The sequence below is a fragment of the Rummeliibacillus sp. G93 genome (genome assembly GCF_023515935.1).
GTDB lineage: Bacteria > Bacillota > Bacilli > Bacillales_A > Planococcaceae > Rummeliibacillus > Rummeliibacillus stabekisii.
Genome location: NZ_CP097314.1, coordinates 1,912,561 through 1,932,942 on the forward strand (window position 1 = coordinate 1,912,561; position 20,382 = coordinate 1,932,942).

Sequence of the window (20,382 nt, forward strand, 5' to 3'; positions counted from 1 at the left end):
TAGTTTTAACTCCTTTAAAATCATGTATCCTATCTATTAAATTTTTCAGATGTTCTGCGTACTAGTTCGTAAAAATATTCAAATGCATCATTCTCATTGTCAAATTCCTTAATTATATAGTGTCCTCCACGTTCAAATGTTTCAAATATTTTCCAACTACCATTTACAGGTACACAACCCATCACTAAAGGTGCATCCGTTATTCTGTTTAGAGTTATTACGTAATCTCCAGGTCTTATATTTTCTTTATTGACACGATCAACGAATTCTTCTTTTGTCAAAACCTTCACCTCTTAGTATTTTGATATAATCCCCAAATTTTCTAATGCCAATCCATTTATTGGTGTTACAATCTGTTCAGCTCCACCCTTCATTAACACTTCACCAGTTTTACTATTAAGCCATGGGGCTGCAAAACCTTTTAACCCATATGTCGCATCAACGTTTCCAATGTTCATATTAATATTTTTTTGGAATTGTTTGTATTGAGCTGTTAATCTATCAAAGTCCATTTGGTCTATCGCCTTTTTTCCATTAGCACCAATAATTTCATTTAATTCTATAAGATCATTACTCCTAATTGCATCTATTGCATTAAAGTAAATTTCATTATCAAAGTTTCCTGTATGTCTTGCAAATGGATTCTCTAAATATGGTATTGCCCTTTGATCATATGAATATGGATTACCTTTATCAGGCAGTGTGGTAAAATTTTCGCCTCCTTTCCCACCAATCCTATCCCATTGCTCTGGAAGTGGATTATTTCTATTTATAGGTTGTATTGAGTCTTCGATAAAGCCCATTTTAGGCGGCCAATCAATAAGCATTCTACCTGTATCACTATCAAATGCTTCGTTCATTAAATATTTTGTGTTTGATACTACAGTAATATCACCTTTTGCATCTCCTAAAGCATCATAAGCCTTATGAATTCTCTGAAGCTTTTCCTCTGTAGTTAGATCATTTCTTTTTCCAATTTCATTTATATGATCAAAATATTCTCCAACATGTTCAAATTTAAGATTTTCATTTTTAACTGAGATTATTTCTTTATCCGCTTTCATCCTAGCAACATAATCATCAGCCTTCTTCGAAACTTTCCCTGCATTTTCACCCCGTTGAAGTCATGCGACTACTTTCTCACCTGTTGTTGTCTGCACTGTCTTGATATGTACTGGCCGCAATGCTTCGTCGATGAATTTAGCTGATTTCTTGATGGTCGTTTCTCCTGCTTTGGACGTTACTGCTGCGTTCACTGGATGTTTCAGCATATATTTTAGCTGGTTGGCATGTTGTCTTCCCAGATGATTTGCATTTCGAATGGCGTTTGCTGCAGTTTGTTTTGTTTTCAATGCAAGATTGTCTACAGAATTTTTGATTGGCTTGGCAGCTTTATCCAGAGCTTTCGATGTTTTAACCACCACATTAGCAAGAGCGGGAACATTTTTGAGAGTCATACGTATAGCCAGTCCGCCTGCTGCAGGAGCAATGGAAAAAACGCCTCGCATGATTCGTTCTTCATCCGAGAGCTTTCTTCCCGAAATCAGATCTTCCCCTTTTATGGCTCCGCCCACATCAACAGCAGTGTAAATACCACCGGCTACTAATCCTGCTGGGGGACAGACAATCGTCAAGCCAATGACAAGTCCTGCAGCAATAAGGTTAAACCAAAATTCCTTCTTCTCTTGGCCTGCTCGTAAACCTTCGTATTCGAAGGCTCCTGTATTAAGAGCCGCAGTACGATAATCTTCTTCTGAAACATCTTCTTGATCTTTATTTTGCAGTTTCCATTGATTATATTCTTCTTTTAGATTTTCTGAATAAGTGGTGTCTGCTTCATATAGATCATCTATTGTAATGCTTGCTTTATCGGTCTTGAACAACCAGCCTTCTTCAACATGTATCGTGTTGGTTGTATTATAAGAAGATATATTTAGGTCAGCCATTGATTGAATATACCCGTCTATCGATTTATAGAAGGGATCATCTACCTTTTCATCAATTACTTTGCCAATACCCTTAGCATAATCATATAACTTTTTATAATCTTGGCGAATGGGTTTCGCCACTGGTTCATAGGTTTTGGGTTTAAAAGAAATGGCATGATCTATATCCTTTTCTGATATTTCAGCTTTGGAGTCTTTGAATAGATCATCTGACTTTTCATATTTATTATCGTATTTGTGGGCTTCATTAACCTTTTCTAAAGCGCTAGCAACTTTTGACCACTTGTCCGCTTCGTATAATAGCTTCACTCTTCGATCAGCCCCAGTCCTTTCGCTATTTCTGTGGCAAGGGCTTCATCTTCTTCTATCATGCTATTCATAATGCCGTTGACTACAGAGAAAGCACGGCTATATAAATTATTTAACTCCAGCATCCGATTATTCGCATCCGTATAGGAACCCATAATCTTTTTTGCCTTGCCATCTAGGTAGAATTGAATATTATTCAAATTTTCGATAGCAGGTTTCATATTGACCTCTAATTCTGTAATAATTTTTTCAATATATTTCAGAAAAGACACCATTTCGTCTACACTCATCTTTATTTCGTGACTCATTGGATGTGGGCCTCCTTATAAGGAAAACGATAAAAATCGTAAATTTTCTTCACAAGAAAATATTGGCTTAGCTGATAGGCTATATTATGTTCTATATCAATACCTTGCAGCTGCCCATTATTTTCAAAAAACATCCATTGCTCAGCAGTTGAGGATTGTTCTTCATAATTGATAGTAAAGCATTCCAATTGAATAGTCGGGTTCCCTGATTCAAAGTATTCTTCAGTCTCTTCCATTTGAATTTGCCTCTTTAAATAGCTCGTATCCTCCTGTAAGGGTTCGCGATTAAAGAGTGGGTAACCTTCCATAATTCTCTTTAGAAAAGCTATATCCTGGTGAACAAACAACTGGAATTTCCCCTCTTCGAGCCATTTGATAGTAATGAGGTGCTCATCCTTGCCAAAACCTGTCATCAGGTTATCAAGCCTTATATAACGGTCGCTTGAAGCATATTGCTCTAAAACCTGTACAAGAGTGAAGCCATCCTTTGTTAACTTACCTTCCACATCCATAATATTTTTATCAACAAGGCCTTGTTTTGCCTCACCAAAGCCTTGTTGATTATTCATTACTAGCAATTGCCTATCCGGCAAGCCAAAAAGCATGCGGCAATCAAATGCAGAGGCAAGGAGTAGTAATTCCTCTGCAGTAAATTTTGCTGTCATCCAATCCCCTCCACTTCAACAACAATGTCTTCTTGCATCAACTCATCCATATGTTTTTTTAATTTCTCTAGGGATTCCAGATTTTTTTGAGCTGCCCCACAAATGTCATCATGATATTGGATGATGATATCCAAAAAAGCTGTGAATTCATCTTTGGCACGACCCGACCATTCTGAACCGCTTAATGTACTGGAAAAACCTTCAGCACTTGCTTTTGCGTCGTAAAGTGCTCTTTTGATTACTTTTGCTTGAGCAATAGCTTCATTTAATTGGCTGCCATTAATTTCAACATCTTGAGACATATTGACCCTCCTATTACTTTTTTTGTTTTTCTAGTTCTCTTTCTCTTTCTCTTTTTTCTCGTTCTCTTTCTCTTTCTCTCTCTTCCTCTCCCAACCTTTGATAATGTCCAGCTCGTTCATTGGCAATATTAATCGCTGAGGTATAGGATTTTTTTTCACCTTTTAACTCTTCCATTAGCTTTAGCATCTTCTGGTCAACGAGTGATTGTTTTGTCTTATATAAATTTGCAGGAAATCCTTCGCTCTTTAACGATGGATGTTCTTGCTGATATGCATCTGTAGAATCTTCTATATCATCCATGCGACTTTCCAACTTTTCCTTATCATTAGTTAGAGCACGGGATAATTGACGATATTGTTTAGCTTTCTTTTCATTCCCATTTAATAAAAAGAAATCAAGTATATTAAAATCTTCCCACGCCATGTCTACACCCCTACTTTCATTGCGGATAATAGTTTCACTTTCTCAACATGATTACCTTTTATCATATAGCCTTCTGAAGCATTCAACTCTTTTTCACGATATGGTCTTTGTACTTCTAAAACGGATTGATCATTTAATCGGACCATTGATAATGCTGTACTTAATTTCTTCAAAGCCGTTGAAGCTTCATCATAGCTTCTTGTCATTTGGCTATTCATACCGAAAATTAGATGCAGGCCGTAAGTAGCCCCTTCTGAGATAACCTTCGCTAATTGAGACTGCGATGTGGATGACAGTTGATTAATAATTGCCTCCATATCAGTAAACAACACAACAATAGGGCTTAGTTGTTGTACAAACGCTTTTAAAGAAGTAATGCCATTTTCTCTTTGTTCGATATAAGATTGTTGTCTCGCCTGCTGTGCTTCAAGTAATTGTTCAATTAATGCAGCTACATCATCATTGTTTTGGACATATTGCGATTGGCCACTATGCAAGGAACTATAGACGGCTGTTACTTGGTCGACTATTAATAGCTGAGGAACAATATTCGATTGATCCATTGCATATAAAATGGTTTCAAATGCTTGCATAAACCTTCTTTCAGTATCCGCAATAACGAGTAAATGCTGATGTGAGTTAAAGTCAATTGACACCGCTTCTACCTTTTCCATATCCACGGCAATTGGCCATTTATTATTTCCTAATGCATCCTTAACAGACGGCAGTGCACAGAAGAAATCTTCTGTTACGATTTCTGGTACCATCGGAATTGGTGCAGGCTTTTTACCATGCCACTGATTTTGAATCTCATCAATTGCCTTACGTAGGTTTTCGGCAATTTGCACATCATCCAAACCTTCTGCAGGTAGTGCTACTTGCATGAGTGTGACCTCATCTAATTTAATCAACGCACGGCCTGGCATCTCTTCAATGGATACATCTGCTTTCCCCATAATTCCTCTGCTTTCAGACTGATCAATCATATACAGTACGATTTGAGTTTTGATATTAATCAAGATTGGTGTACGAATAGCTAGTTGCCTACTTGCAGTTAGAATAAGGAAGATGCCTAGGCCTGCCCCATCTCGTGCAATGATTGTCATCAAACTATCAAAATCATCTTTTAATGGTGATTCATTTGCAGCATCCATTACATCTACGAAAATCAGAATATCAGGTAATTCTTCATGCGTTAATTCCTTATACATCGCAGCGTTTGAGACACCGATTTGACTTAAAAGCTTTTTACGTGCCTTGATAAGCTCTGACATGCGTTTCATCCATTTTTGCAGCTTTAATTCTTCATCTAAACGAATCATATCTGCTGCATGCGGTAGTTTACGAAGTGGCAGTAAACCATTTGTTCCAAAATCGAGTAAATAAAAATGGGCTTCTTCTGGTGTATAATTCTCCGCTATTTGCATGGCTATTGTTTGAAGCATAGTGCTCTTCCCATAGCCTGGGCTTGCAAAAATAGCGACATGACCATCTCGTGCAAAGTCCAGTGCAAATGGTATTTGCGCTTGTTCATGAGGCAAGTCAATCATCCCAATTTTTGCTGTTAAACGTTGCTTTTCTTTCACTACATCGCCTAATTCATGTCGGCTAATTCTATCTTCTAGCGGTGGCAGCCAAGGTCTTGGCAGTGCTTGAATGCTCTGTACTATTGCAGCTTGATGAATTTCTTCAACTACTGCCTCTAATTCTGTGGATTGCCGTTTTGGTACGTCCTGTTGCGATAAGCCACTTAAATCCTCTGTTAACACCTCATACTGACCTAGCTCGTTAATTGTATAGATAGTAAAATCTTCTACATCCTCTGCTGTCTGGTTGCCTTTGTAGGTAGCTCCACTCCATGCACTTTGGAAAAGCTCGTAGATTTCATTGTTCCCTACCTGCAAGTAAGCTCGCCCTGGCTGTGTAATCTCAGCTGCATCTTTCGTTTTGAGAACTTCGTTTGAGTCGCTTTCATTTTGTACTTTAAGAGCGAGTTTAAATTTCGAGTTTGACCAAATTTGATCATCTACAACGCCGCTTGGCTTTTGAGTTGCTAAGATTAAATGAATACCAAGAGACCGTCCAATCCTCGCTGTTGATACTAGTTCTTTCATAAAATCAGGCTGTTCGGCTTTTAATTCTGCAAATTCGTCCGAAATAATGAAGAGTTCAGGCATTGGATCCTGTACCTTATTTTCTTCATACAATTTTTGATACTGATGAATATGGTTAATCTCATGTTGACCAAAAATATGCTGGCGTTTTCGAAGCTCGGCTTTAATCGATGCTAACGCTCGCATAGATTGAGCACCATCTAGGTTAGTAATCACGCCAAGTAAATGCGGCAAATCTTTGAATAAATTTGCCATCCCCCCTCCTTTATAGTCGATTAATAAGAAACCGATATCATAAGGATGAAAGTTAGTTGCTAAAGATAAAATATATGACTGGATGATTTCCGATTTACCAGAACCTGTAGTACCTGCTACTAAACCATGCGGTCCATGTGCTTTTTCATGAAGGTTAAGATAAACCAAATCGTCCTTTCCTCTAAGTCCAAGCGGTACAGCTAGACTTTTATACGGTTTATGTTTTTGCCAGCGTTCTAATACTTGCAAATCTTGAACTGTTTGCACACCGTACATTTCCATGTACGTTATACTCTCAGGAATACGATTTTCTAGACTTTGCAGATGTTCATAGCCTGCTAACCTTCTCGTCAACTCTTCAAGCAGACTATCTGAAACAACAGAATCCAATTCAAATGATTGCTTTTTCAATTCATTATTTTGAATAAATAATTCCCCTGTCGTTGAATCTTTAACTCGTACAATTGTTGATACATGCTCAGGTAGCGATTCTACAACATCTTGCACGTATACAACAGAAACACCCAGCTGCCTGCAATCATCTTGAAGAATTTCCATTATGGTATGATCCATAATAATGGTTTCATCTGTAATCACTAAAACGATTTGTGGAATGAAAACTTTTGCGTCTCGGGTATTCTTCTTTTCCGTTTCCAATTTGCGTTCTTTTAACATTTGATAAAGTGAGTTCATTACTTGCTCTCTAGAACGTTCGTGATAGACAAATGTACGGACGTTTATATTTTGTAAGCTCGCATGTGGAAGCCAACGCATCCAATCCCATTCTTGCCTCTCTTGCTCTTTGAAGACCATCACAAACTGCAATTCATGATAGCTATGAAAGAATGCTAGTTGTGCGATCATTTGTTTCAGTTGCTGCAAGACAAGTGGACGTTTTCCGATATAACCTACTGCACCGCTTCTTAAATCAGCTATAACCGGTGCATCGTCAACATGATTATACTGACGTTCTAATTCAATGGCTTTTTCCATCAGCGGATCTTCTTCTAAAGTGAATTCTTCTACATTAATTTTGATGGGAAAGCTACCATCCACTGGTCCCTTACCTAAGCGATAGGATAAGAAATCATTATGAAATGGCGTTTTTTCATACATTCTTGCAGATTGCTCCTGCAACAGCTGTAATAGCTCAGGTATCTGTGGAAAATGATAGGTTAATGCATCCGCCTGCTCTTTTTGTGCAAGATATAATTCCTTCGATTTCTCTAGAAGATATGCTTTGAATTTTTCATCTCGTTCTTTCATATCTTTTTTGTATTTTTTCACATTTCGTACATAAGAGGTAACCGAGAAAATGACAGTCACAATGGTCGCTGAAAGCATAACAACAATATAAATACCATAAGGCCTAAAGATGGATACCAAAATCATGGCAGCCAACATCACTAATGGCGGCACAATCAATCTTCCCAGCTGTTCGCTTGGTTTAGATGGCCTTGTTGGCGGATTGGCAATAATTTTTTCCTCATCAGGTTGGTGGTATCGGACACGCGGTGAACGATGATACGTATGTTTTACTACTGGATGTTTAATGGCCAAGCTTGGCAAATGAATCTTACAGCTGTTTTTCGGACTATACACGAATAACTGTGAATCCTGAATAGTGAATAAAATATCGGCAATTGCTAACAGATCACCATCAAAAAATTGTCCTTCTTCTTTAGCGTACATATTGACAATAAGCTTGCTATTAACAGCAAAGAAGGAATATTCCTGCTGCCCTGTATTTTGGATAAATATTCTTCCTGGATTCTCCTTATGTAAATAAATTGAATCATCTTCCACATTTCCGATTGTCCACTGTGTTATATCTAGTAAATCAAAACACATTTCTTCCATTTCATAGACAATAAGTGAGAGGGATCCAATCGTTTCGACTTGGTTAAAGTTTAGTAATCTATCATCCGCAGTTAACTCTCGGCCATCCCACTTGCAAATAATCTCGCTCTTTGCAGATGACATCGTAATAGTTGCTTTTGTATTTCCACCAATCGTGATTTCCTCTGGTTGAGATGCGAGGAATTCATATCGATGGAAGGAGTCTCCTTTAGATACCGTCAATATATATTTCATTTCCTTCACCTCCTATTCTTTGTCTGTTTTTTTATCTTGTTTTTCCTTGCTTTCCTTCTTTCGCTTTTCTACTTTCTGTTTTTCTTGTGCCTCTATTTGTTTTTGTTTTTCTTCAGCTGCTTTTTGCGTTTCAGATTCTTGAGCTTCTTGTGCAGCTGCTTCTTCTTCAGTTATTTCATTTAATTGAACTTCAAGATTTTTTAATTTATCCTCTTTTTCTTGTTGATTCATCTTTGTATTTTTTTTCAACTGATTTTCATACAAGATGATGCTGAACTTTTTCAAATCGTTTACATCTAGGCTTTTTGCAATCTTTAAGCTTCCATTAAAATCGTTTCTTGCTATATTAATCCAATAATTTAAAAGACGCTCATCTGAAATAGACGATATAGAATTTATTGCGTTTGTTTGTTTTTCTTCCTCTTGCAAACTAGTTTTAATACTAGAAATCGCATAAATCTTTTTTATACTTTTGGGTATATCCTCTATTTTTTGGTCTTTCAAAGATTCTTTTACATCTATATAATTTTCATTGATATAGGATGCATTTGCTTGGTTGTACAGCTCTTCTGTTGGGATTTTAGAGCTAAAAGCATATAAAACAAGAGAAATTAACACAATACTAACAACACCTAAAGCAATCGTTGCAATTTTAAAACCTTTAAATTGAGCTTTTGATACTTTTTCAAACTTTAGAGCTGCTTTCTTATGTTCTTCCTCATAATATTTTTTTAATAATGCTTGCAGCTCTTCTACGTTCTGTGACTGATGTACAGCTTTTTCGAAGGATGTCTGCTTTGCTCGTTCATAAGCACCGTTCATAAGATCATCAAATTTAAATTCCTTAGAAAACGTAGCAATCGCTAGACATTTATAAGCCTTTAAAAACACTTCTTCTTCATGCTGGAATGGCGGAAGAATATTTTTTATGCCACGATAAAGCATATAAGGCATTAAGTTGATATCAAAGACTAGATTATCCGGATGTAAAACGAGAGTTGTACGCCCGTTTAACATAGAGCTGAAACGCCCTATATTAAAGAGCATGCGTAATTTGTGCTCTCGGTCTAATTGTTTTATCTGTTCAAAAAAACGCATATCTGTTAATAAGTAATGAAACTCTAAGTTCTCGTCTTGCACCTGAGCATCAGCTTGTATAAAGTAATTTTTGTCTTGATTTAAAAGCTGTAATTCCTGTGTATTGCGAAGAGAGGTATCAGCTTGTGGCAAAGATAGAATTAGTCGGTCATCTTTCTTTTTTGCAGATAATTCGACCGCTCCTAATATTAATTTGTCTTCCATTATGACTCCCCTTTTTTGTCTTGTTCGATGTAGACGACCAGTAGTTCTCCATTCGATATTGAATAATCCATGAATCTGTCTTCAGGCATCATTGTTTTTTGTTTTAAAGGTAATTTAATAACGCTATTCAAATCGATTGAAGTATGCAAACTTGCGGCAAGAGCCTGCAATAATTGTTTGACAGTCATTTTTTGAGAAATGGCAATATCGTAGCTGCCGCCACCGATCTGCATAAAATCAATTGTGACGCGTTTATGATTCATCATATGTTTCACCTACACTTAGTTTTTTAAGTAAAAGGAACAGTCCTGTACAAAAAAGACTGATAATCAGAGCAATAATAGTGACAAAGAGCCAGCTAATCGCTGGACTCTCTGCAGTTTCTTCTCGTTGTATATTACTCAGACTAATCGGCTGCTTGAATAATTGATCTGTTGAAGGTGTTTGTTGTTCCATAAAGTCATTTCGAAAAAGGGAATGTAGCGTCTCTGATTTCTTATCTGTCTCTTTTTGTCTGATCTCTTTATCCAGTTGAAGACTTTCATCAGTAAATAAATCTTCCGTCCCTTCAACAGAATGATCGGTTCTGTCGACTTTTGTTTTGTTTTGATTAATGCGATGGATATCAATGTCTAACTGTCCATTCTTTTCATCAGCTTGGACAGACACTGCTTGCATGATCCAAGCGATAACAATTAACAGTAATATAATCCCCTTACGCTTCATATATCACTTCTTCTTTCGGACGTCTAAATTTAAAAACAAATAGGTTTAATACAAAGAAAATCAAACCTAAAATAACGATTATAGATATGGTTAAAAGACTGCTACTATTTGTATTTAAAATAGTTGAAATTGCTTTTTCTAAATAATGCAATGGTGATAGACGGGAAAATTGTTGAATAATATGGGATCTTTCAAAGTCAAAACCAAGCGCTTCAGTAAAGAATAGGTACATACTAATCACCAATAAGATAATAAACATACCAACCATTTTCCATTGGCGAAGTAAGTATGTTGCTGCAAGTACGAATAAAACCATACATAATGCTGTAAGCGCCATCCATATTGACGGTGAAACAATGGCTGACTTATTAATGCTTAGGGAAATCGCACCAACAATTAACCCTTCTATAGCAGCAATAACTGTCGTAAATAAAGTGATTGGCAAATTGGTTGCCATTATACTTTGTTGTGCAGCGTCTTCAAAATCTGATTTCTTAAAGCTGAATCGTTTAAATCCAGCAATTACATATGCTGTAAACAAAGCTAAGAATGCAGAAATTATAAGTAAATAGAATGTAGAACGAGTATCTCGTGCATTTTTTATCGATGATTTTGACATATCAATAGGGCTTGATAAGAATGCATAGAGTGCTTCATTTGATTTATTACCAATTTTGCTATTCGCAAGGACATTGCTAAAGTTTGATGCATAATCATTATCATTTGATACCTTTTGAATAAGATTATCAGCTAACTGATCAGCTTTGTGAGCAATGTTTGTTCCGCCTATTTTAATTTGCTCTGCTTTTTGATTTATGCCATCAAATGTATCATAAACAGTGCCAGCTTGAAGAGATGCTGCCTCTGCTCGACTAGCTACCGTGTCGCTTGTGGTTAATAAATCACTAAGACCATCCTCCAATTCTATGCTTATTTTTCCTCCTTTTTCATTTTGCTCAGTTAACTTCGAACCAGTATCAGCTAGATGACCACTTGCTTCTTTCCATTCTGCAGCAGTTGGTATTAGTGCATCAATATCAGCTACTTGTTGTTCTGCGACTTCTTTCGAATCATTTAGTTGTTGCGATAGGTTAGGTATCTTCTCTGCAATACCATTCAGTGCATCATTATAAGAAATGACTTGTTTATTAAGAGATTCCATATCATTCGTTAGTTTTGCAGTAGTACGGTCTATTAATGTTTGTTTAAGAGTAGAAATGATGAATTCCTTCATCCCTTTATTCGAAAGAGCATAATAAAGGGAATCAGCATTCGCACTACCTACTTGCTCAAATGAGGAGTGGCTTAATTGTGCAAATTGCTCCGGATTCGTTACATCGATACTATAATAAAGGTTCAATAATGCTTGTAATCGCTGATAATTCCAAATGGACATGACTAGTTGAGTCGGAATATCCTCCTGCGATGCAAGTATTGTTGTAACCTCATGGTGTATCGCATTATCGGTAATAGTTTTTGTTTCGGTACTCTTTGGTTTTTTAGGTGACTCTTTTTCGTCTGAATCGCCTGTTTTTGTGGATTGTTTCTCCTTAATCGTTGCATTTTTAGAAGAGTTTGATTGTACATTTGGATTCTTTTCCTCTGATTCCTTTGGTTCGTTCGTTGACTCTTCATTTTTATCAGTTGTTTGATTAGATTCATTTGTCTTGCCAGTATCTTTATTAACTTCTGGTTTTTCGATAGTTGTTTCTTGGGCATCCTCTTCAATAATTGGTGCATCTTGCGAGGGAACAGGTGCCTCGTTTGTATTTAGTGAATTAGCTGGCAGTGACACACGTGTCACCATATTCTTCATCAATGCTGTATTTGTCTCTTCGCTATGGCTATTAATTGACCAAGACCAATGAACTGGAGCCAGAATATCTGTAGCGTAATCAGCTAAGACAAACGTTGCATATACTTTCATTTTTCCTTGCGGTACGGTGGGCAAATCAATTTTACCTGGTTGAATATTATTTAAAACAACGCCATTTGGCAGCATTAATACAATATTCTTTGTTACAAATCCATTTGGAGCACTAATAGCGAATGTTCGGCTGCCAGCTTCTTGCGCAGGAATATTTACTTCATCAGCAATTACTGCTCCTTCGGTCGCAAGCTTTTGTTTCATTTGTTGCATATAATCATTAATAGATAACTGGCCATTTGAAATAATAGGATGCTTGTTTTCAACAGCATATTGTTTAGCTGCAGCCATAATCTTACGTAATTGATCTTTCGTTGTATCAGATACATCTAAATCTTTTAATTGCTCTTCGTCTAGGGAAGGTAGTTGATCAATGCTGTTTAAAATATTTTTTTCAATCGTGCCCTTAGGAACAGAGAAAAGAGCATTCAATTTTGCTTCATTTTTAGGATCTGATAAGGAATCGTTTAATGATTCATTAATTAAATCTGAAGCTTCTTTCGATAAATCATTATAAATTCGTTCCTTTAAAGTTACGGTAGAGCGAGATATTTCATCTCTTGTAGAATTTAAAGATGTTTGAATCTCTGTTAGTAAACCTGTATCTGCTTCAAATGATTCGTTTAATTGTTTTTGTTGGTCTTTGATATATTCTAATGATTCCTCAGTATTGCCGGCCATTAAAGAATCATTGTTTTCGGTAATTTTGCTTATAAGCGAATTAAGTCCATCATTTCCATCCGTTATATACTGTTGCATCATTGTCATCGTATTCGATAATCCTGAAGTACCATTGACACTTTTTTGAGCTTCTTGTGCAAAGTTGTTTAACCCTTTGTTCAGTTTTACAAATGAGTTTCTTGTTCCATTCGTGCTGTCTTCAATTTGCGTTAAGGTAGAAGAATAGTCTCTTAATGGATCATGGATATCTGAGGTGTAAGTTGCTGCTAGTTGGTCTTGCTTTTTCACAATGCCTTTTACATTATTTTGAGCAGATTGCAGGTTCCCTATCACGCTTGCAAAAAAGACATCAATTACTTTTTGATTAAATGAGTTTAATAAGTCACCTGATATTTTTTGAGCCTGTGCTTTTGTAATTTCATTATCTGATTCGTTTAATTTGTAGGAAAGCTCTATTGGCTCAGGGCTTACCTTATCGATTGAAAGTGCTCTTTTTGTAAAATCATTTGGAATGGTAATTGCCATATTATAACGTTTATCTGCAATGCCATCCTCTGCTTCTGCTGTATCTACTAAATGGAAACGATGTGAATCGTCATTTTCCAAACTCTTTTTAAATTCTTCTCCAAAGTTATATTTCTTCCCATTATAGTCTACAGGTTCATCCAGATTAACAATTGCGACATCCATTTTAAAATCTGCTTTTTCTGTTCTTTCTTTTGTTGCCGATTGAAATGGTATGTATGCAATGATTGCCGCTAAAAGGAGAGCTAAAACAATAAAAAATGGCAACCGATATTTCTTCATTTCTACACCTCATTATTTTTCATCTAAAGAGCAATAGGACCGTCGAAAGTTTTCAACGGTCCTCAAGCTAGTAGGTTTACTACTAATTTATTTCGTTTACACCAGTGAACCATCGTTGAATAAAATGACACCTCACTCAGCAGTCGTTTCTACACAGCTGAGCATTATTCCGTTCGCAAACATTCCGATCTTGCTAAATATTTGTTCTCCGGGCAGTTAACCCTCACTTTTGTTGTTTTGTTAGAGGTGAAGGTAAGACTGCAAAATGCTGGATAACGAATTTTTATTGTAATCCGAAGTTTTTAGAAAGTTGTACATCATGTTGTTCTACAGCATCTGCTGTTTGGTCAAGTTGATCTTTGATTTGATTAAGTAGTTGTGCAAAGTTCTTAACCTTTGGTTTCAGTTGTTCGAATTGGTCGTCAAATCGTTCAAATGCTTTACCTTCCCATTCAGAACGTAATTGTTCTTGAAGGTTTGATAACTCATCTAATATTGTTCTAATTTGATCACTGCTTGACCCATATTTTGTAGCTTTACTTTTTAATTCTTGGGGGGTCATACGAATTTGTCCTGACATTCTCAACAGCTCCTTATTTCTTAAAATTTCCTCCATACTTAGCAAATGGAAAATTGATTACTATAAAAATTTTATTTGACAAGGTCACTATGGTCAACATAAATTATATTAATATACTTATTATCTCGAATATGAGATAACATATTCCTTATGTATGAAACCAGCTATATCAAGAGTTTTTTTCCATAATGGTAAATGATAATCACATTAATCCAAAAGTACCTTTTTTTCTCAACTCTCTCTTTAGAGGGCTAACTATCGGACAATTTTTTAAAATTAAATAGGCAAAAATACTTAAAACTATCTTAAATATTAGAAAATATCTTTCCAAGCTATATAATACTCCAAGTACATTTGCTCCATAAACTAACTGAGCTTCTCTTTCTTTTCTCTTATTTATCCAATTACATATAAATACAGCATAATAATGGATATAAAATTATATCAAAATAATTAAATAGGTTATATTATTTTACAAAAAAACCTCCAAGCAAGTATACTGACGTTTTTGCTTTGAAGGTTATAATCTATATTAGAAATCCTTGAGGAGTTTTCTTTTTCAAATCACATTTTTCTTTTGACAGACTATTGGAAACATAGCGAGAACATTCTCAATGATAAACGTGCGAATACTACCCTTACTGAAACAATACGCTTGAAACTTGTTGCCTACAATCTTAATTACTCGAACTCGCCTCTTAGTCATTTTACCACCCTTAGCCATATATACCACCTCGATCAATTGGTTATACTGCATGGCTTTTATCAGCTGCTCTTTCATTTCATTGCCTCCAAAAATAAGAATATATGTTCTTATTAATTATACCGAACAAACGTACTTACTTCAATTAGTAATGTTTGGTATGACTTTAAAATAGACGTTCTCTTTACTCCCCTTTTAATTCTCTCAAAAATCGCGTTAGCGCTTCCTCGTTGTTGTTCACATTCTTCCGAAAATGACGGAATAAATCTCCCTTAGCGCGTACCCTTTCGATCATGACTGGTATTGTAAATTGGTCCGGTGTTAAGCCTGGTTTCACTTCTTCCCATTCAAGAGGGGTTGCAATAAACCCGCTTTCGTTCCCCCTTGGTGAATAAGGAGCGATAATGGTTTTTCCTTCACGGTGTTGGACATAATCCAAGTAGAGTTTTTTCCTCCTATTTTTTTTGAGCCGCTCAATTGTATAAAGTGATGGAGCTTGTTCGATTAAAAAGTCGCAGATAAACTTTGTAAACAATCCTGTGTCTTCATAGGTAAAAGAATTTGCAGGTAATGGGATATAGATCTGCATTCCTTTACCTCCCGATGTTTTTATAAAAGATAAGAAACCTAGCCCATCAAAAATTACTTTCATTTGTTGTGCAGCCTCAAGGGTTAAATGAAATGCTTCAACAGAGGGAGGGTCGAGATCAAAGACAATTTCCGTGGGACCACTTGAATTCACTGGCTGAAAAGGAATATGATATTCAATTGCTAGTTGATTTCCAAGCCAAAGAAGCGTTTCAACATTATTGCAATATAGCTGATCATCTTTTACTGTCACAAATGAAGGTACATGGACTGGGGCACTTTTTTGGTAAAAGCTTTCTCCCGGCACACCATGTGGGTAACGAATTAATGTGAGTGGACGATTGAATAAAAATGGCAATAGATAGGGGGAAATAACTTGCAAGTAGTACAAATAATCATTCTTTTTAATCCTTACCAATGGGAAAATTGGTTTGTCGGGATGAGTTATTTCAACAGAGGAAGGTAAGGGGTATAGATCCTTTTCTAGTTTATGCCATGTACAATCTTCTGGCTCTATATTGAACTGAAATGCTTCAAATCTAGGCTCTCTCAATTTCCCTCCAACAAAATCGATGCAGGCAATTTTAACAACAATCGATGGAGATAGCTCCCACCGGTTTTGGTTTATTTTGACTCCATTTTGTTTGAATAACTGGGAAAGAATTTTTATCTCCTCTTCTTTCATGCCATGTTTAAATGTTACAACTTCTACAAATTCTTTTTCACTAAGAACACTTCCTATAAAAAAGTTATTTTCCTGTTCATATGCGGTAACCATAACATTTACATATCGCCAGTTTTTTATTTTTAGCCAGCTATTGGTACGAGTATTTTCTATCCACTGGCTTGATATTTCTTTCGCAACCAATCCTTCCCCATTATATATAACTAGTTGTTTCCACAATTGATTGGGATTGTCAAAAGGTTCTACCATTTGCACTGATGCTAAATTATTCTGCATCACCGTAACTGGTAATGATACTTTTTCAAATAGATCCTTTAGCTTTTCTTTTCGCTTTAAGAAAGAAAGATTCGTGATATCTTTTCCCTTTATTTGTAATATATCGAAAACAACAAATTGACATGGAAAATGATTGCGTTGATCATTAATTTTTTCCTTGCTACGAAGACGCGCTCTGCTTTGTACGATAGAAAATTCACTTTTGTAATCATTGGCTAAATAAACTAGCTCGCCATCCAGAGCTAATGGTAAATAACTTTTCATTTTCTCTTTAATAGATGCTAAAAAATCTAAAATCTCAGGAAATTGCTTACTTAGATTCCCTTCATTCCTGCTATATAGCTCTATATCCTTATTCCATTCAAGAATGCAGCGAAACCCATCATATTTTGTTTCAAATAGCCAGTCAGCACCAGAAGGAATAGTCTCTGTAGCTGTTAAAAGCATTGGTTTCAAAAAAGTGCACCTTCTTTCTTTTTCCATTTATCCTGAATCAACTAGCATTAATTACTTCCCCATTTTGTTAGATATGAAAAACTTATACGCTCAGTAGTTTTCACTTAATTTAATTTGGCATACATAAAACCTAACATCCATTCAATACTAAAGGAAAAGAGGGTGATGATTATGCATACCGTTTGGAAAGGAAGTATCAGCTTTGGATTGGTAAATATTCCAATCAAATTGCATGCTGCAACAGAAAACAAAGATGTGAAGCTACGCCAGCTTCATAAAAAATGCAATACTCCAATCAGCTATAAAAAGGTGTGTGAGGGGTGTGATCAAGAGGTCACAGAGGATGAAATTGTTAAAGCTTATGAGTATGCAAAAAATAAGTTTGTGGTATTAGATCAAGAAGACATTGAGAATTTACGAAAAGAAAATGAAGACAAGGCAGTCGAAATAATCGATTTTGTAAAACTTCAAGAAATTGATCCAATCTATTTTGAAAGAAGTTACTATATGTCACCAGATGCTAATGGCAGTAAAGCATACACTTTATTAAGAAAAACGCTAGAAGAATCAGGTAAAATCGGAGTGGCCAAGATAATTATTCGTTCAAAAGAACAATTAGCCATCGTAAGAGTGTTTAAAGATGCACTTGTAATGGAAACCATTCACTTTCCAGACGAAGTAAGAAGCATCGGTGAAGTACCAAACATTCCAAGTGAACAAGCTGTTGTTCAAAAAGAATTGGACACTGCTTTGCTATTAGTGGATCAACTCACAACAGCATTTGACCCTAATAAATATCAGGATGAATATCGTCTACGTTTGATGGATTTAATTGAAGAGAAAAAAGCAGACAGTACGGTTACTGCATCTGAAGCTAAGCGGCCTTTGCCTGATAATGTCACGGATTTAATGTCAGCATTACAAGCATCCCTTGATAAAACAAAGCCGAAGAAAACAACACGTAAACGCAAAACTTTGAAAGAAAAAACTTCTTAAGTTAAAGGCCTTCAGAGATAATTCTGAAGGTCTTTTAGCATTTCCTTATTAAGTCGATTTCAAGATGCCTTAAAAGGTTTAATTCTAAAGACATACTTAGAGTACTTTCATTATATATTAAAGAAATCTGTTCTAAGAAAGTGAGGTTTAAAATGGAAAGGCCAGCGGGAGTTACTTATATTAGCTTTTTATTCATCTTAGGAAGCACTTTCTTAATATTCATTACTTTTTTTACCCAGCAGTTGCCTCTTTCAATTGAACACGCACCTATTCTCGGCATTTCTGACTTTCCAGAGGATTTGCTTCGTATATTGCTAGCCAGCATTGTATTGGGTATAGCATACGGCTATATGCAATTAAAGAAGTGGGCATATATTGGAATGATTGTTTTTTGTCTATTGAGTTGGTATACATTTTTTCTCGCTTCTCATTCCTTCTTTAATCTTTTCGGCACTCTTTTTGTTGTTTGGACTGTAATAGTGATGATGTATACATTGCTTCAGTATAAATCTTTCTTTAAGCCTGTTAGAAAAGTCGCTCAACAAAAGAAATTTTTATAGTTCGACAGAAAACCTTTTTACTTGCCCTTTTATCTCATTCTGGTGAATCATGTCGAATGAAGTACAGGAATTGTTTACTTTTTAATTAAGTATCACTTTAACTACCAACCAAATTTCGACAACGGTTATTCGACATTGAGTTTCATTCATAATAATTATGTAAACTATTAAATTTCAGCTTGTGAACCACCATTTGTTATCAAAAATAAAAGCTCCAACTTAATGCTTAAAGCATCAAATTGGAGCTTAATAAAGATAACCCAACTAATCGTTATTTAAGCTTCTCAGTAATAAGTTGAATAACCTTTTCCTGTGTTTCTTTAATAGAAAGCATTTTATTTTCTAATTTTCTAACTGTAATGTCAGCAGTTGTAAAGTCTCATCGAGTTGGTGTTGCAAACGCAATTGCTTTTTCCTCTTTTTATAATATTTCTTATCCTAATTTTGTTATTAAGGGCTGAGGATTCCTTACAATCTATTGAACACTTCAGCTTTATTTTGAATAGCTTCCTCTAATTGAGTTGTAATTTGATCGACAATCTTAAAATCAGTAGCATTTACATAAATGTTTTCTAGTTTTTCATGTGCAGCTTTTGCTTTTGCCAAGTAGACTGTCGCTTCATCCATTGAACTTTTATAGGCCTCTTGAATCTCTTGAAGTTCGCTTTCATATTTTTCATCCGTACCCGAAGTGATGGCTAGGTTATATAGATCAATGATTTCATCACCTTCCCGGGTAGGAAAATATTCATGAGGCGCTGTGCTATCAAAGATTGCTATACCTAATTCTCTAAAAATCAACATATCTAGACTGTTTGGATCAAAACCACAATGGTATATTTCTACGTCAAAGCCCTTTGCTTTCGCCGTTTTAGCTAATCTTTTGAGTAGTGTAGATTTACCAGTACCTGGTCTTCCTTTTAAGAAATAGCGCTTGCGCACACCTTCTGTAAGGTTTGGTACAAAATCAACTGCTCCGTTAGGTGTGGCAGCACCTAAGAATCTATGAAAGATTGCTGAATCTTTATTTAAAGTTAGATCGCCAAAAAATTGTTTTTGAAGATCTTCTGCTAATTCATCTAACTGATCGTAGTCTGTATTGCTGATAAATATAGCTTCCCATTCATCATGGATTGCAAGCGCCTTGTTATAGTTTTCATACGCAGTAGTATAAGCTTTTTGTTTTTCAGCAGATAATTGTTGAATGACATCCTTATTTTCTGCAAGCTGTTTGGTATCCCATGCTGCACTTAGATTAACGTATTCCTCAACAGCACCTGGAATCTTTGGCTCAATTACATGGGGAGCTGTTCCATCAACTATTCCAATTTTTAAAGAAGGGATGACTATACCATCCAATGAATCAGCATCTGATGAACAGTGAAGATATTCTGTATCAAAGCCTGCTGCCACCATTGACCCAGCAATCTTCTTCATTAAAGTCGACTTGCCGTTTCCTGGTCCTCCCTTTAAGATATATAACTTATCTAACTTGTTAAGTGCAGATTCAAATAAACTATAAAAACCCTTTGAGGTATTGCCCCCTGCAAAATAATGAAATTCATTTCCTTTCAATGATGTATTGCCCCTCTCATAGTAGATGTATTACTTAATTAGCATATGCTAAGAAGGGCCTATAGGTGACTGCCTAACAAAACTTTTAAAGAGGGAAAACATT

18 protein-coding genes are annotated in these 20,382 nt (G+C 35.8%); 2 read left to right on the plus strand and 16 right to left on the minus strand.

Annotated elements, in window-relative coordinates; translation table 11 throughout:
• Positions 1-29 precede the first annotated feature (29 nt).
• The 15 genes from M2M59_RS09590 to M2M59_RS09660 form a co-directional block, all read right to left on the minus strand.
• Positions 30-281: a hypothetical protein gene (locus M2M59_RS09590; RefSeq protein ID WP_249774454.1), complete on the minus strand. Its 252-nt coding sequence runs from the start codon at positions 279-281 to the stop codon at positions 30-32.
• A 12-nt stretch (positions 282-293) separates the two neighbouring features.
• The gene (locus tag M2M59_RS09595; RefSeq protein WP_249774455.1) at positions 294-1,064 is read right to left on the minus strand and encodes a hypothetical protein; all 771 of its coding nucleotides are present in this window, start codon (positions 1,062-1,064) and stop codon (positions 294-296) included.
• 60 nt (positions 1,065-1,124) lie between these two features.
• Complete coding sequence (locus tag M2M59_RS09600; protein WP_249774456.1) at positions 1,125-2,255, minus strand: pre-toxin TG domain-containing protein; 1,131 nt, start codon at positions 2,253-2,255, stop codon at positions 1,125-1,127.
• The gene (locus M2M59_RS09605) at positions 2,252-2,563 is read right to left on the minus strand and encodes a hypothetical protein (protein ID WP_249774457.1); all 312 of its coding nucleotides are present in this window, start codon (positions 2,561-2,563) and stop codon (positions 2,252-2,254) included. Before M2M59_RS09605 ends, M2M59_RS09600 begins: the two co-directional genes overlap by 4 nt.
• Complete coding sequence (locus M2M59_RS09610) at positions 2,560-3,228, minus strand: DUF5081 family protein (RefSeq protein ID WP_249774458.1); 669 nt, start codon at positions 3,226-3,228, stop codon at positions 2,560-2,562. The genes M2M59_RS09605 and M2M59_RS09610 overlap by 4 nt, the downstream gene beginning before the upstream one ends.
• Positions 3,225-3,530 carry a WXG100 family type VII secretion target gene (locus M2M59_RS09615; RefSeq protein WP_066788226.1) on the minus strand — a complete coding sequence of 102 codons (306 nt, stop codon included), beginning with the start codon at positions 3,528-3,530 and terminating at the stop codon, positions 3,225-3,227. Before M2M59_RS09615 ends, M2M59_RS09610 begins: the two co-directional genes overlap by 4 nt.
• A 13-nt stretch (positions 3,531-3,543) precedes the next feature.
• On the minus strand, positions 3,544-3,954 hold the full coding sequence (locus M2M59_RS09620; protein WP_249774459.1) for a hypothetical protein: 411 nt from the start codon (positions 3,952-3,954) through the stop codon (positions 3,544-3,546).
• Positions 3,955-3,956: 2 nt separating this feature from the next.
• Positions 3,957-8,417, minus strand: a complete 4,461-nt coding sequence (gene essC, locus M2M59_RS09625) for a type VII secretion protein EssC (RefSeq protein WP_249774460.1) — start codon at positions 8,415-8,417, stop codon at positions 3,957-3,959.
• A gap of 12 nt (positions 8,418-8,429) precedes the next feature.
• Positions 8,430-9,719, minus strand: coding sequence for a type VII secretion protein EssB (gene essB / locus M2M59_RS09630; RefSeq protein WP_249774461.1), 1,290 nt, complete (start codon positions 9,717-9,719; stop codon positions 8,430-8,432).
• Positions 9,719-9,982 carry an EsaB/YukD family protein gene (locus tag M2M59_RS09635; RefSeq protein ID WP_249774462.1) on the minus strand — a complete coding sequence of 88 codons (264 nt, stop codon included), beginning with the start codon at positions 9,980-9,982 and terminating at the stop codon, positions 9,719-9,721. The genes essB and M2M59_RS09635 overlap by 1 nt, the downstream gene beginning before the upstream one ends.
• The gene (gene essA, locus M2M59_RS09640) at positions 9,972-10,445 is read right to left on the minus strand and encodes a type VII secretion protein EssA (protein WP_147196779.1); all 474 of its coding nucleotides are present in this window, start codon (positions 10,443-10,445) and stop codon (positions 9,972-9,974) included. Before essA ends, M2M59_RS09635 begins: the two co-directional genes overlap by 11 nt.
• Entirely contained in the window at positions 10,435-13,860 is a 3,426-nt protein-coding gene (gene esaA / locus M2M59_RS09645) for a type VII secretion protein EsaA (RefSeq protein ID WP_249774463.1), read from the minus strand. Before esaA ends, essA begins: the two co-directional genes overlap by 11 nt.
• Positions 13,861-14,143: 283 nt before the next feature.
• A complete protein-coding gene (locus M2M59_RS09650) occupies positions 14,144-14,440 on the minus strand; it encodes a WXG100 family type VII secretion target (RefSeq protein ID WP_147196775.1) in 297 nt (98 codons plus the stop codon).
• A 559-nt stretch (positions 14,441-14,999) separates the two neighbouring features.
• Positions 15,000-15,221 (minus strand): WYL domain-containing protein, encoded by a 222-nt coding sequence (locus M2M59_RS09655; RefSeq protein ID WP_147196773.1) that lies wholly within the window; start codon positions 15,219-15,221, stop codon positions 15,000-15,002.
• Positions 15,222-15,327: 106 nt separating this feature from the next.
• Positions 15,328-17,139 (minus strand): DNA ligase D, encoded by a 1,812-nt coding sequence (locus M2M59_RS09660; protein ID WP_249775999.1) that lies wholly within the window; start codon positions 17,137-17,139, stop codon positions 15,328-15,330.
• Positions 17,140-17,319: 180 nt separating this feature from the next.
• On the opposite strand from M2M59_RS09660, the gene M2M59_RS09665 reads away from it, so the two are divergent.
• On the plus strand, positions 17,320-18,144 hold the full coding sequence (locus tag M2M59_RS09665) for a non-homologous end joining protein Ku (RefSeq protein ID WP_249774464.1): 825 nt from the start codon (positions 17,320-17,322) through the stop codon (positions 18,142-18,144).
• A gap of 152 nt (positions 18,145-18,296) precedes the next feature.
• Positions 18,297-18,704 (plus strand): hypothetical protein, encoded by a 408-nt coding sequence (locus M2M59_RS09670; protein ID WP_249774465.1) that lies wholly within the window; start codon positions 18,297-18,299, stop codon positions 18,702-18,704.
• Between the two features lie 468 nt (positions 18,705-19,172).
• Here the strand turns inward: M2M59_RS09670 and M2M59_RS09675 are convergent, their stop codons facing one another.
• Positions 19,173-20,279: a PRK06851 family protein gene (locus M2M59_RS09675; protein ID WP_249774466.1), complete on the minus strand. Its 1,107-nt coding sequence runs from the start codon at positions 20,277-20,279 to the stop codon at positions 19,173-19,175.
• Between the last annotated feature and the right edge of the window lie 103 nt (positions 20,280-20,382).

What these genes read in the sequence shown, in the direction of transcription:
- essB (WP_249774461.1), bottom strand. Translation starts at nt 9,719, where the DNA reads ATGGAAGACAAATTAATATTAGGAGCGGTCGAATTATCTGCAAAAAAG.
- M2M59_RS09605 (WP_249774457.1), bottom strand. Translation starts at nt 2,563, where the DNA reads ATGAGTCACGAAATAAAGATGAGTGTAGACGAAATGGTGTCTTTTCTG.
- essC (WP_249774460.1), bottom strand. Translation starts at nt 8,417, where the DNA reads ATGAAATATATATTGACGGTATCTAAAGGAGACTCCTTCCATCGATAT.
- M2M59_RS09610 (WP_249774458.1), bottom strand. Translation starts at nt 3,228, where the DNA reads ATGACAGCAAAATTTACTGCAGAGGAATTACTACTCCTTGCCTCTGCA.
- M2M59_RS09635 (WP_249774462.1), bottom strand. Translation starts at nt 9,982, where the DNA reads ATGAATCATAAACGCGTCACAATTGATTTTATGCAGATCGGTGGCGGC.
- M2M59_RS09670 (WP_249774465.1), top strand. Translation starts at nt 18,297, where the DNA reads ATGGAAAGGCCAGCGGGAGTTACTTATATTAGCTTTTTATTCATCTTA.
- M2M59_RS09615 (WP_066788226.1), bottom strand. Translation starts at nt 3,530, where the DNA reads ATGTCTCAAGATGTTGAAATTAATGGCAGCCAATTAAATGAAGCTATT.
- M2M59_RS09595 (WP_249774455.1), bottom strand. Translation starts at nt 1,064, where the DNA reads ATGAAAGCGGATAAAGAAATAATCTCAGTTAAAAATGAAAATCTTAAA.
- M2M59_RS09665 (WP_249774464.1), top strand. Translation starts at nt 17,320, where the DNA reads ATGCATACCGTTTGGAAAGGAAGTATCAGCTTTGGATTGGTAAATATT.
- M2M59_RS09620 (WP_249774459.1), bottom strand. Translation starts at nt 3,954, where the DNA reads ATGGCGTGGGAAGATTTTAATATACTTGATTTCTTTTTATTAAATGGG.
- essA (WP_147196779.1), bottom strand. Translation starts at nt 10,445, where the DNA reads ATGAAGCGTAAGGGGATTATATTACTGTTAATTGTTATCGCTTGGATC.
- M2M59_RS09650 (WP_147196775.1), bottom strand. Translation starts at nt 14,440, where the DNA reads ATGTCAGGACAAATTCGTATGACCCCCCAAGAATTAAAAAGTAAAGCT.
- M2M59_RS09660 (WP_249775999.1), bottom strand. Translation starts at nt 17,139, where the DNA reads ATGCTTTTAACAGCTACAGAGACTATTCCTTCTGGTGCTGACTGGCTA.
- M2M59_RS09655 (WP_147196773.1), bottom strand. Translation starts at nt 15,221, where the DNA reads ATGAAAGAGCAGCTGATAAAAGCCATGCAGTATAACCAATTGATCGAG.
- esaA (WP_249774463.1), bottom strand. Translation starts at nt 13,860, where the DNA reads ATGAAGAAATATCGGTTGCCATTTTTTATTGTTTTAGCTCTCCTTTTA.